The organism is Acinetobacter pullicarnis (assembly GCF_006352475.1).
In the GTDB taxonomy this organism is placed as follows: domain Bacteria; phylum Pseudomonadota; class Gammaproteobacteria; order Pseudomonadales; family Moraxellaceae; genus Acinetobacter; species Acinetobacter pullicarnis.
Genome location: NZ_VCMZ01000001.1, coordinates 524,843 through 537,585 on the forward strand (window position 1 = coordinate 524,843; position 12,743 = coordinate 537,585).

The window sequence follows — 12,743 nt, forward strand, 5'->3', positions numbered from 1 at the left end:
TCTCTCATCCTGTAGTTTAATTAATCAGGGTGTTAAGTTTAAATAAACTGCAGCATATCTGATTTAAATCACTTAAAGCTAATCTTTATAATCGGCATCATCTATAGCAGCATATATAAATAATATTTCTCATTCATGATTGTTGAATCCATATTAGCCCGTAAATGAACCATTTTGATTTTATGGATGCTGACGCTATGGAGAGTAATGATGAAAAATAGAATTAATCTGCAGGAAATTGATCGCCTAGTTGACGCTAAAAATGGTCGCATTGTGCCATCTATTTATACCGACCCAGAATTATATGATCTCGAACTTGAGCGTGTTTTTGGTCGGACATGGTTATTTCTATGCCATGAAAGCCAAATTCCCAAAGCCGGCGACTTTTTTAATACTTATATGGGTGAAGACCCAATCATCGTTACTCGCCAAAAAGATGGCTCGATCAAAGGTTTGTTAAACCAATGTCGACATCGTTCAATGCGTGTCAGTTTTGCAGACTGCGGCAACACCCGTGCCTTTACCTGTCCTTATCATGGTTGGTCGTATGGGGTGGATGGGCAACTCAAAGATATCCCATTGGAAGATCGTGCTTTTCCGCAAGGCGCTTGCAAAGAAAAATGGGGCTTAATTGAAGTCAATCGTATTGAATCCTATAAAGGTTTGATCTTTGGTTGCTGGGATGAAACCACCCCAGACCTATTGGATTATATGGGCGATATCGCTTGGTATTTAGATGGTGTCTTAGACCGCAGACCGGGCGGCACCGAGATTATCGGTGGTGTACATAAGTGGGAAATCGAATGTAACTGGAAATTTGCGGCAGAACAATTTGCATCAGATCAATACCATGCATTGTTCTCACATGCTTCTGCGATTCAAGTTTTGGGTGCAAAACCCGATGATGACAGCAGTAAAAAACTTGGTGATGCACAAACCGCGCGTCCAGTCTGGGAAACGGCCAAAGATGCCATTCAATACGGTCAGCGTGGCCATGGTTCAGGTTTCTTCTTTACCGAAAAACCTGATGCCAACGTGTGGGTTGATGGTGAGGTCGCCAACTATTTCCGTGAAACTTACGATGAAGTAAAAGAGCGTTTAGGTGATGTTCGTGCCTTACGTTTGGCAGGACACAACAACATGTTCCCGACCATGTCATGGTTGAACGGTACGGCAACATTGCGTGTTTGGCATCCACGTGGTCCCAATAAAACTGAAGTTTGGGCATTCTGTATTGCCGATGCTGAAGCTTCACAAGAAGTAAAAGAAGCCTTTGAACGTTCCGCCACCCGTGCCTTTGGTCCAGCCGGTTTTCTTGAGCAAGATGACTCCGAAAACTGGATTGAAATCCAAAAAGTGTTACGTGGTTATAAAGCACGTAACAATCCATTGTTGATGGAAATGGGCTTGGGCAACGAAAAAGTCCGTGAAGATGGTATTCCAGGGATTACCAACTATATTTTTTCAGAAACCGCTGCGCGTGGTATGTACCGTCGTTGGGCCGATTTACTGATACATGAAACTTGGGAAGACGTTGAAAAAGCCACCGATGCTTATGAGCAGGAGTTATTGAAATGAAGCTTGTCAGCATGGAATTACAGCATCAGATCAGTCAGTTTTTGTATCAGGAAGCCGCGTTGTTGGATGAATGGCGTTTTCGTGAATGGTTAGATGTGCTTGCAGAAGATATCTCTTATACCTTGCGTACCACGCCCAATGCGCAAACCCGTGATCGTCGTCGTGCACTCGAATTGCCGACCACATGGGTGTTTAACGATAACAAGCATTTACTTGAACGTCGTGTCGCACGTTTAGAAACGGGAATGGCTTGGGCCGAAGAGCCGCCATCACGCACCACCCATATGGTGACCAATATTCGCGCTGAAGCCACTGATGTTGAAGGCGAATATGATGTACATGTCTGCTATTTGTTGTATCGCACCCAGAAAGAAAAAGATGTGACTTTCTATGTGGGCAAGCGCTTGGACAAGCTTCGTCGAGTTGATTCAGGGCTTGGTTGGCAAATTTTCAACCGTAAAATCACCTTAGATCAGGTGACTTACAATTCGCATAACTTGAGTGTGTTCTTCTAATGAATAAAATTTTTCTATGTCAAATCGACGAAATAGACGAGGGTGAAGCACTCCGCGTCGAATGCGGTGTCAATGGCATTGAAGCGTTGGCAGTGTTCAATTTGGCAGGTGAGTTTTTTGCCATGAATGACCGTTGCTCACATGGTAATGCCTCAATGTCAGAGGGTTATCTTGAGGACGATGGTACGGTGGAATGTCCATTGCATGCGGCACGATTTTGTTTAAAAACCGGGACGGCTTTATGCCTCCCTGCAACAGATACCATTCAAACCTTTCCGGTAAGTATCGAAGCTGATGGGTTGTATGTGCAGATGGAAGGAGCCTAAGCATGGGATGGTTACAGGGCGAAGTGGCGCTAATTACCGGTGGTGGCTCTGGTTTGGGATTAGCACTGGTGCAGCGCTTTTTAAATGAAGGAGCAAAAGTTGCGGTCTTGCAGCGCTCAGCTGAAAAAGTAGCGGCATTAAAGCAACGCTTTGGCGATGAAATTGTGGTGGTTGAAGGGGATGTAACTTGTTATCAAGACAATGTCCGTGCAGTCGAAGCCACAGTACAACGCTTTGGTAAGCTGGATTGTTTTATCGCCAATGCGGGGATTTGGGATCATTATGCTGACATCGTCAACATGTCAGGTGAACAACTCGAAACTGCATTTGATGAAATCATGGCAATCAATAGTAAGTCTCTGATTTTAGGTGCGAAAGCAGCACTAGATGAATTGATTAAATCTGAAGGTTCGATCGTTCTGACCCTGTCCAATGCGGCTTCTTATTCGGGTGGCGGTGGGCCGATTTATACCGCATCGAAACATGCGGGTGTTGGGGTAATGAAAGAGCTGGCCTATGAATTGGCACCGAAAGTTCGGGTCAATGCGGTTGCACCATCGGGCATGAACGTCAACATTAAAGGCGCGGCATCTTTGGGGCAGCAAAATGTTGGGCTGCTTGATGGTCGCGATATGTCTGTTTTGGCACAAGGCATGCCACTGAATTTTTTACCTGAAGCTGAAGATATGACGGGCTGCTATGTGTTATTGGCAGCACGCGAAAACAATCGACCGTTGACAGGTGTATTGATCAATGCCGATTGTGGCTTGGGTATTCGTGGACTACGTAAGCCACGCGCAGGTTTTTTTGACGAGGCTTAAATATCCGTTAAGTGCGTCATAAATCAATCAAGTCAATGGAATAACAGGACTGTTCTCCCACAGTCCGCCCTACAGGAGTAAGTCATGGCGGTAAAGCTGATTTGTGCATCGCACAGCCCGTTGATGGAGTTTGCGACTCCACAAGATCATGCCCAAGAGCGCAAGGTGCGTGATACCTTCCAATTGTTGGCACAGCAAGTCAAAGACTATGACCCAACGCTGATCATTGCCTTTGGCCCAGACCACTTTAATGGCTTCTTTTATGACTTGATGCCAAGTTTTTGTGCTGGGATTCGTGCCAGTGCAGCAGGCGATTGGAATTATGGTCCCGGTCAGCTCAATGTGCCTGAACCGACCGCCATTGCCATGGTACAGCAGGTACTCGATGCGGGTGTGGACTTGGCATATTCCTATCAAATGCAAGCCGATCATGGGGTGACCCAACCATTACACTTTTTATGTGATGGTCAACTTGATCGTTATCCTGTGATTCCTATTTTTATTAACAGTGCTGCTGCACCGTTACCCACCACCAAAAGAACCGTGGCATTGGGACGGGCGATTGGCCAGTTTATTCAAAGCCTTGATTTAGAAAAAGAGCGCGTACTGATATTAGGAACGGGCGGCTTATCACATGATCCACCGACGCCACAAATGGGAGCTGTTCCACCTGAAGTGGAAGCTTTTTTGATTTCTGGCCGGCATCCAAGTGCTGAAGCACGTCAGGCACGTCAAGCCAAAGTGATTGCGGTTGGACAAAAACTTGCTGCGGGCGATCAATCCGTTGCCGTACCTTTAAATGCCGATTGGGATCGTGCCTTGCTCGAAATTTTTCAGCAAGCCGATTTCCAAGCCATTGAAAATATGACCGAAGCGCAAATTCGTGTAGACGGTGGTCGGGGTGGACAAGAAGTTCGCTGCTGGATGGCTGCATTTGCGGCTTTGGCGGAATTGGGTGAATACCAGATGACGCTACATTGCTATGAAGCGATTAGTGAGTGGATTGCTGGTTTTGGCATTGTCTCAGCTGAATTAAAATAAGGAAAACAAGCGTATGTCGATCGAAAAAGTTGAAACTGTGCTGATTATTGGTGCCGGCCAAGCAGGTGCCAGTGCCATTTTAGAATTACGCGCCCAACACTATCAGGGCAAAATTATTTTGATTGGCGATGAACAGCATCTACCGTATGAACGTCCGCCATTATCAAAAGATGCAATTTTAACGCCTGAACAATGCAAGCTTGAAATTCTATCTGCAGAAAAGTTGTTGGAATTGGGCGTAGTGCATCTTGCTGGACAAGCGGTAGTGAAGATTGAGCCAAATATGCATCAAGTGCATCTGCACAATGGTGACGTGATTGGCTACGATAAATTACTGTTGGCAACGGGGGGCTCGGCACGTCGTTTACCTGATCTTGATGCACTCAATCAACAGGTCTATACCTTGCGCACGCTTGAAGATGCACAAGCTTTGATTCAAGTGTTACAACCTAATCGTCGGATTATCTTAATTGGTGGTGGGGTGATTGGTTTGGAGTTGGCTTCTTCGGCACGTGCCAAAGACTGTCAGGTGACCTTGCTCGAAGTCGGTTCTCGTTTGATGGGACGGACTACACCTGCAATTTTAGCGGATTATTTGCTAACCCAGCATTGCCAGCACGGCATTGATGTACGCTTAAATACCCAGATTAAACAGTGTCAACTCGAAGGAGATGAGCTGGTTCTTCAGCTTAGCAATAGTCGTGGTGATGTTGAAGTCTTACGTGCAGATGCCATTATTTATGGGATTGGCATTGTACCCAATAGCCAATTGGCCGTTGCTGCGGGTTTGGCTGTTGATGGCATGAGTGCGATTCAAGTCGATGCCAATTGCCAAACTTCAGTTGCAGATATTTATGCTGCGGGTGATGTCGCTACTCAGCTACGTTGTGATGGACAGTATCGCCGTGTGGAAACTTGGGAAAATGCCAATTTGCAGGCTGCTATTTTTGCACGGCATGTGATGGGCGTTGCGCATCCACAAGCCAATCCTGCATGGTTCTGGAGTGATCAACTCGGCACCAACTATCAGTTTGTTGGCGACATGGGGGCGGATGAATGGTACATCCGTGGGGAAATGGATCATTCTGTTCAGAACCCTTCATTTATTTTATTTGGGGTTTCAAATCAGATTATTGTTGCAGGCATCACCGTGAATGCCGCCAAAGAAATGCGCCATGTGAAAAAAATGGTTGCTGGACATAGTCAATTTTCAACCGAGTTGCATTTAGACCCAACTCAACAGCTTCGTAAAATGGTTTAAATAGATTTTAAGATTGATCTTAATGCTTCGTCAGCAGGGACTCTGTTTTTGACTTTACCACTGAATACCCAGTTCAGTGGTTTTTTTTGTGTCATGCTTTTATTCTCACCGATGTACATTCAGTACGCGATGTTGATGTGGCCTCGTTTTCAATATGGATATAAAAAACATGCATTTTCCTCATTCGCTGCTGGTCATTATTTTTATTTATGCGCTTTTGGTGGGAATCTGGGCGACCACCCCATTGGCTGTGGTCTGGACCACCCAAGAGCTCGCACCATTGTGGGCGTTACTGCTACGTTATCTGATGGCCAGCGTGATCATGCTCAGTTTGTTGTTACTGATAAAACAACGTTTGGCGACCGATCGGCAGTCTTTAACCAGTTATTTGGCGGGTAGTCTCAATTTGATTGGGGCACAGTTATTTATCTATTTGGCTGCAACCACGCTGCACTCAGGCATGATGGTTTTAATTTATGCTTTTGCACCATTAATTGCCGGTCTGATTGAGCATTTTCTTTTAAAAAGTAATCGACTACAGCTACGTCAATGGCTTGGTATGTTGGTCGCGCTGAGTGGTTTAATTTTTATTTTGACAGAACAAGGCCAAGCTGCACCTGATCCATTCGGGGTGTTGTTGATGTTTATCAGTGTCCTTTGTTATATCTGCTCAATTTTTTGGGTGAAAAAAATCAATGCGAACTTAAGCCCAATGTCTCAAGCCACAGGTGCTTTGGTGATTTCAGCTTTGGCTGCGCTGTTGTTTTTGCCTTTTATTTGGGAGGATGCACCCACCCAAATTCCGAGTATGCAGAGTGGGTTCGCTTTTTTATTTACAGTGCTGATGTCATCTATCGTTGCGATGCTGTGTTATTTCTGGCTGATCCCACGGCTACCCGCATCGACTTTTGCCTTAAGTAACCTGATGACGCCAGGCATTGCACTGAGTTTAGGCGTGATTTTGAATGCAGAGCCAATGAGCGCGCATCTGATGTTTGGCTTGGTATTGGTATTGCTGGGAATGATCATTTATTTTTTTGGCAAGCGTGCCAGCAATTGAGGGGATTTTCTTGTGCTTTTTAGAGGTTTAGGGGATGTAAAAGCCTATAACTCGAACAACAAAAAGCCAAATAAAAATTGAAAGTCGTTACGCTAATATTCAAGCTGCATTGTCAATATGGCTTATTTCCGTGAATTGAGGTAAGTTGAGCTGCAACTGCTGAACCTATGGATTGAATGTGTTTCGACAGTTTGAATGTGGCTGGCCATGTTGGATGCTGAAATAAAAATGATTGATTTTAGAAGTGCTTTTTTACATGTTACACTTAACTTAAGTTTGTTTTATCAAAATTTACTTCACAGTCAAAGTGGGAAATTTTTAGAGAGATAAGCAAGAAGTAATTAAATTGGTGTATTTTATACTGTTTTCCTTCACCGTTAAATCGTCATGTTTTGCTGGCGATGTTGCAATCTCATCAATGGCGACCGCTGTCATTGATTGGTTTTTTAGACATATGTTGTGTGATTTTGAGTTGAAGTTAAACCCATGAAAGAGTGTTTAGTATAACCATGCCGAATAAAGTGGGGACTGATCCGAATCTTGATCTTGTCATTGATCAATCCGAAATAGACCATCCTAAACCAAGCCCAATCTTGCATTACCGCCTGCGTACCGTCAATTGTTTGACGCATACTTGGTTTGCACCTGTATATCCGATTACCAACTGTAAACATCACAATGGTAAGCAGTTTTTCAATGAGCATCCAAGCCCAGACGGTCGTACCCGTTGGGATCTGGTCAAATGGATTATGCTTAGAAAGTCGCAGACTTGGCAGGTAGATAGCGAGCAAGAGACGACAAAGTTCTTTGCCGCGATTAAGCCCAAGCTGCCAGAAAACCGCCCAGATGCGGATATGGATGATTGGAAAGTTTGGTTTGTTGGACATGCCACTGCCTTAATTCAAATCGGTCCCTATAACTTTTTGACCGATCCGGTATGGGCTGACCATGTCAGTCCAAGACAAGGGATGGGCCCCAAACGGGTGTGTCCTGCTGGCATCGCCTTAGAACATTTACCTCAAATTCATGCGGTACTGCTGAGCCATAATCACTACGATCATATGGATATTGCTAGTCTGCGCTGGTTACATGAAAAATTTGCCATGCCAATTTATACCGGCTTGGGCAATAGCTGTTACATGGATAAATCATTTCATATTATTGAGATGGATTGGTGGCAGTCCGAACTCTTTCATGGCATTAAAGTGATTTATACACCTGCCCAACATGGTTCAGGTCGTGGTATGCGTGATCAAAATGCCGCGTTGTGGGGTGGCTTTTCTTTGTTGACCGAGCAGGGGCATTGTTTTTTTGCAGGAGATACCGGTTATTCACCGCATTTTAAAGAAATTCAAAAACGCTTAGGTACACCGCGCATTGCGCTGTTACCGATTGGTGCCTATGAGCCACGTGAGTTGATGCGTTATATGCATATGAATCCGCAAGATGCATTTCAGGCACATTTGGATTTGCAGGCCAAGCGCTCACTGGCAATTCATTATCGGACTTTTCAGTTGACGGATGAAATGCGTGATCAACCTGAAAAGGACTTGTATCAAGCCATGAAACATTCTTCAAAACTAATGAACCCATTCTATTGCATTCGAGAAGGCATGAAAGTCGTGGTCTAAGCCCATGATATGACGTTTGCGCAAAAACTAAAAAACCACCCGAAGGTTAATGCCAATCAGTTAAGACAAATACAACTGTTTTTGATTGATCAGTTGCATCTGAAAGCCCCTTCTCCCTTTGGGAGAAGGCTGGGAAGAGGGTGCTTTTAAACCACAAAATCCCTTAACTGACTGGTATTAACCCGAAGGTGGTTTTTTATTGCGGTCTAATCAGTAGCTTAGAGTAAGCTTGCTTGACCAAGTGCAGGATCGGTTGCACGTGCTGCTTGTGCATCTTCAACGCTTAAGCCAAGTGCTTTGGCAACCCCTTGCCCATAGGCCGGATCACAGGCATAGCAGTTACGAATATGACGATACTTAATAAAATCAAGTGCATCGCCCATTGCACCTGCGGTGTTGTTAAATAAGGCTTGCTGTTGTTCCGCAGTCATTAAATTAAACAAGGCACGCGGTTGGCTAAAGTAATCTGCATCATCTTGACGGAAATCCCAATGCGCTGCATCCCCTGTAATTTTTAGTGGTGGCTCTTGGTATTGCGGTTGTTCTTGCCACTGGTTAAAGCTGTTTGGCTCATAGTGTGGCAGACCACCATAGTTACTGTCGGTACGACCTTGACCATCACGGTGATTGGAGAATACCGGACAGCGTGCAGCATTGACTGGAATTTGTTGATAATTACCACCTAAACGGTAGCGCTGTGCATCTGCATAGTTAAACAAACGTGCTTGTAACATGCGGTCTGGCGAAACGCTGATCCCTGGAACCAAGTTGCTTGGTGCAAAGGCCGATTGTTCCACATCGAGGAAGAAGTTTTCAGGATTGCGATTTAGTTCAAATTCACCGACTTCAATTAATGGGTAATCGCCTTTCGGCCAAACTTTGGTTAAATCGAATGGGTGATAAGGGACTTTATCTGCATCGGTTTCAGGCATGATTTGCACATAGAGTTTCCATTTCGGGAAGTTGCCTTCTTCAATGGCATTGAACAAATCACGTTGGTTGCTTTCACGGTCTTTGGCAACAATGGCTTCTGCTTCAGCATCGGTTGTGTTTTCAATACCTTGCTGTGTACGGAAATGGAACTTTACCCAGAAACGTTCATTTTGTGCATTGATGAAACTATAGGTGTGGCTACCAAAGCCATGCATATGACGGAAGCTTTTTGGAATACCACGGTCTGACATCACAATAGTGACTTGGTGCAATGACTCTGGCAATAACGTCCAGAAATCCCAGTTATTGGTTGCACTACGCATATTGGTGCGCGGATCACGTTTAACTGCTTTGTTTAGATCTGGGAATTTTCTTGGATCACGCATAAAGAACACAGGTGTGTTGTTCCCAACCATGTCCCAGTTGCCTTCTTCGGTATAAAACTTCAGGGCAAAACCACGAATATCACGTTCCGCATCTGCTGCACCACGTTCGCCAGCAACCGTGGTAAAGCGGGCAAACATTTCAGTTTTTTTACCAATTTCGCTAAAAATTTTGGCGCGGGTGTATTGGCTAATATCATGAGTCACGGTAAATGTACCGAAAGCACCCGAACCTTTGGCATGCATACGACGCTCTGGAATGACTTCACGTGCAAAGTTTGCCAGTTTCTCATTGAGCCACAAATCTTGGGCAAGCAGCGGCCCGCGTGCACCTGCAGTTAAGCTGTTTTGGTTGTCGGCAACAGGTGCGCCAAAATCAGTGGTGAGATGGGTGACTGGACATTTTCTAGGGTCTTGGCTCATTGTATTTCTCCATATTATTCATAATGCTATTTAAAAGTAAGTGTATGGATTTGCATAAAATAAAATTGGCTGAACCACGCTACATTATCTGGCTGCGTAACATTAATACAGTGGATAAATGTTAACTCAAATGCAAGTTTTAAGGCTGTTTTTTGAACATAAAAGTCATGATCAAATCGGTTATAGCGCAGTTAAATATGACTGAATCACATTGCCATTTGCTCAGTCTTAGACTGATGTCCTAAATTAAAATAAGGTAGAACATAAATGCTGAACTCAAATCTAATCCAAACTAGTTCATAACTCAAATCGATTTAAAAATTGAAGTTAATCACTTTTCTCAATCATGTTGAAGGCATTGAGGGGGACGAGACTGCGTGCGGTATAAATGCATCTATGGCTATAGCGATATCGGCTTGTAATTGTGACCACTGTGAAAATTGTGCTTCGCATAGAAGGCTTTGTGAAATAAAGCTATAACTGATGCGATGAATATTTAACGCCAATGCGGCAAAGTCTAAATTGAGTGGCGAATGGTTGGCATTGGCATACAAACTCAGCGTGGTGTGCCAAGTATCCACCATCAACGCATAATGCTTTTGATAGGCTTCTGGGCTTGAAACTTGGCGCTCTAATAAAAATAGTTTGGCCCAAATCACCTGTTGGCTTTTGATCTGTTCAAGCTGAGATTGTAACAGTTGCTGGACATACGATTTGAGCGGAAGATGGCCATGATTGATCAGTAAGGGCGCTTGCTGTTGTAGGAGTCGCGCATTGTATTTTATGAATTGATGGATGGTCAGGGCGATCAAGTCTTCTTTTTGGCTAAAGTATTCATAAAAAGTACCTAAACCGACACCCGCAATATCGGTAATCTCACGAATGGTCATTTCTACTGCAGATTTTTCTTGTAAAAGCCGAACAAAACTTTCAATCAGCGCGTCTTGTGTCATACGCGATCTTGACTGAAGTGGCTTACGTCGTACTTTGATGGGTGAAATAGTCATGGCTAGAACCCGAACATAAACAGACAAAAATTAACCTATACTGATCGGTATTCAATAAAATAACAAGTGAGGGAATTGATATGCAGGTATGGCAAACACATGATATTTCAAATCAATTTGACGAACTGAGCGGATATAACCTGTTTGCGAGCGACCAAGTGCTGCAAGAAATTTTGCAGCGTTATGGTAGTCAATCCACACCGATATTCGCTGAGTTGGGGCAAGTGGTCGGTTCTGATATTTATTATCAATATGCCGATTTGGCCAATCGTCACACACCGATATTACACAATTTTGATGCGCGTGGTCGCCGCATTGATGTGCTCGAATTTCATCCTGCATGGCATCACTGGATGGCACTAAACCGCAGTTACGGTGTACATGCACATCCCTTTTTAGCGGAAACCCGGCAGCAACATTGGCTCGACTGGGCAGCGCGATTCTTTATCAGTGGCCAAGTTGAAAGCGGAAACTTGTGTCCCAATGCCATGACTTTAGGCAGTATTTCCTTGATTCAGCGCGAATCTGCACTGTGGGAGCAGTTGGGCGAAAAATTATTATCAACAGAATACGACCCACGTGACCTTCCCATCGCTCAGAAAAAATCGATTTGGATCGGAATGGGCATGACAGAAAAGCAGGGCGGTTCCGATGTGCGTGCCAATCAAACTTTTGCACGACCTGTTGCAGCCGCAGGGCGTGGTCAGGCCTATTTGCTGACAGGGCATAAATGGTTTTTCTCCGCACCGATGTCGGATGCACATTTGGTGGTGGCACAAACCGAACATGATGGTTTGGCTTGTTTTTATGTGCCGCGCTGGTTAGAGGATGGCAGTAAAAATCAAATTCATATTCAACGTTTAAAAGCCAAGGTCGGCAACCAGAGCAATTCCAGTTCTGAGGTCGAATTCAAAGATGCGTGGGGCATCATGATGGGCGAGGCTGGCCGAGGGATTCCCACCATTATTGAAATGGCCAACTACACCCGTTTGACTTGTTCAGTCGGATCAAGCGCCATGCTGCGTCAGGCGTTGGTGCAGTGCATTGCCTATACCCGACAACGTCAGGCTTTTGGTAAAACACTGGCTGAACAACCGTTAATGCAAGCAGTGTTGGTTGATTTGGCTTTGGAAACAGAAGCTGCCATGCAATTGAGTTTTTATTTGGCGCATTGCTATGATCGTGAGGATGCTCTGGCTTTGGCATGGCGACGGATCATGACTCCAGCAGCCAAGTTTTGGATCTGTAAACGTGCGGTGGAACTCAGCGGGGAGGCGATGGAAGTCTTTGGTGGCAATGGCTATGTCGATACCGGCATCATGGCGCGGATTTTTAAAGAAGCCCCAGTCAATACCATTTGGGAAGGCTCTGGCAATGTCATGTGTCTCGATGTATTGCGCGCGGTACAACGTGATCCCGAATTGATCAGCGTGCTGTTTAACTCTCTGGCTGAAGTGACCCAACATGATCAAATTCTGCAAGACGAACTGAATGATTTATCAAGTTTATTTACTCGCCTAGACCCAACCGAAATGCAGTTTATGGCGCGGGGTTTAGTCAGTCGTTTGGTGATTTTAGTTCAAGCAGTTTTACTACAACAGCATGCGCCAGACTTTGTTGCATCGGCATTTATTCAGTCGCGTTATAGCGGTTTTAATGGCTGGGTCGTCGGCATGATGAGCAGCGTCGATATTGATGTTGAACAGATCTTAAATCGCGCCTTTGCGGTTTGATGCTAGACCATGAGGTTTGTTACTTTAAAAA

Annotated in this window: 11 protein-coding genes; 9 read left to right on the top strand and 2 right to left on the bottom strand. The window is 44.7% G+C overall.

Translation table 11 applies throughout. The features are described 5' to 3' along the window. Positions 1-210: 210 nt before the first annotated feature. The 8 genes from hcaE to FD716_RS02290 all read left to right on the top strand — a co-directional run bounded on the left by hcaE (position 211) and on the right by FD716_RS02290 (position 8,233). Entirely contained in the window at positions 211-1,578 is a 1,368-nt protein-coding gene (gene hcaE, locus FD716_RS02255) for a 3-phenylpropionate/cinnamic acid dioxygenase subunit alpha (protein WP_139850745.1), read from the top strand. Continuing rightward, entirely contained in the window at positions 1,575-2,093 is a 519-nt protein-coding gene (hcaF, locus tag FD716_RS02260) for a 3-phenylpropionate/cinnamic acid dioxygenase subunit beta (protein ID WP_139850746.1), read from the top strand. The genes hcaE and hcaF overlap by 4 nt, the downstream gene beginning before the upstream one ends. Beyond that, complete coding sequence (gene hcaC, locus FD716_RS02265; protein ID WP_139850747.1) at positions 2,093-2,419, top strand: 3-phenylpropionate/cinnamic acid dioxygenase ferredoxin subunit; 327 nt, start codon at positions 2,093-2,095, stop codon at positions 2,417-2,419. Before hcaF ends, hcaC begins: the two co-directional genes overlap by 1 nt. A gap of 2 nt (positions 2,420-2,421) precedes the next feature. Next, a complete protein-coding gene (gene hcaB / locus FD716_RS02270; RefSeq protein WP_139850748.1) occupies positions 2,422-3,240 on the top strand; it encodes a 3-(cis-5,6-dihydroxycyclohexa-1,3-dien-1-yl)propanoate dehydrogenase in 819 nt (272 codons plus the stop codon). 84 nt (positions 3,241-3,324) lie between these two features. Further along, positions 3,325-4,281 (top strand): 3-carboxyethylcatechol 2,3-dioxygenase, encoded by a 957-nt coding sequence (locus FD716_RS02275; protein WP_139850749.1) that lies wholly within the window; start codon positions 3,325-3,327, stop codon positions 4,279-4,281. A 19-nt stretch (positions 4,282-4,300) separates the two neighbouring features. After that, entirely contained in the window at positions 4,301-5,542 is a 1,242-nt protein-coding gene (gene hcaD, locus FD716_RS02280) for a 3-phenylpropionate/cinnamic acid dioxygenase ferredoxin--NAD(+) reductase subunit (RefSeq protein WP_407641912.1), read from the top strand. 169 nt (positions 5,543-5,711) lie between these two features. After that, positions 5,712-6,602, top strand: coding sequence for a DMT family transporter (locus FD716_RS02285; RefSeq protein WP_139850751.1), 891 nt, complete (start codon positions 5,712-5,714; stop codon positions 6,600-6,602). Between the two features lie 509 nt (positions 6,603-7,111). Next, positions 7,112-8,233 carry an MBL fold metallo-hydrolase gene (locus tag FD716_RS02290; RefSeq protein WP_139850752.1) on the top strand — a complete coding sequence of 374 codons (1,122 nt, stop codon included), beginning with the start codon at positions 7,112-7,114 and terminating at the stop codon, positions 8,231-8,233. Between the two features lie 218 nt (positions 8,234-8,451). Here the strand turns inward: FD716_RS02290 and FD716_RS02295 are convergent, their stop codons facing one another. Beyond that, the gene (locus tag FD716_RS02295) at positions 8,452-9,972 is read right to left on the bottom strand and encodes a catalase (protein ID WP_139850753.1); all 1,521 of its coding nucleotides are present in this window, start codon (positions 9,970-9,972) and stop codon (positions 8,452-8,454) included. A 344-nt stretch (positions 9,973-10,316) separates the two neighbouring features. Next, positions 10,317-10,979, bottom strand: a complete 663-nt coding sequence (locus FD716_RS02300) for a TetR/AcrR family transcriptional regulator (protein WP_139850754.1) — start codon at positions 10,977-10,979, stop codon at positions 10,317-10,319. 80 nt (positions 10,980-11,059) lie between these two features. On the opposite strand from FD716_RS02300, the gene FD716_RS02305 reads away from it, so the two are divergent. Next, positions 11,060-12,712 carry an acyl-CoA dehydrogenase family protein gene (locus FD716_RS02305; RefSeq protein WP_139850755.1) on the top strand — a complete coding sequence of 551 codons (1,653 nt, stop codon included), beginning with the start codon at positions 11,060-11,062 and terminating at the stop codon, positions 12,710-12,712. Positions 12,713-12,743 lie beyond the last annotated feature (31 nt).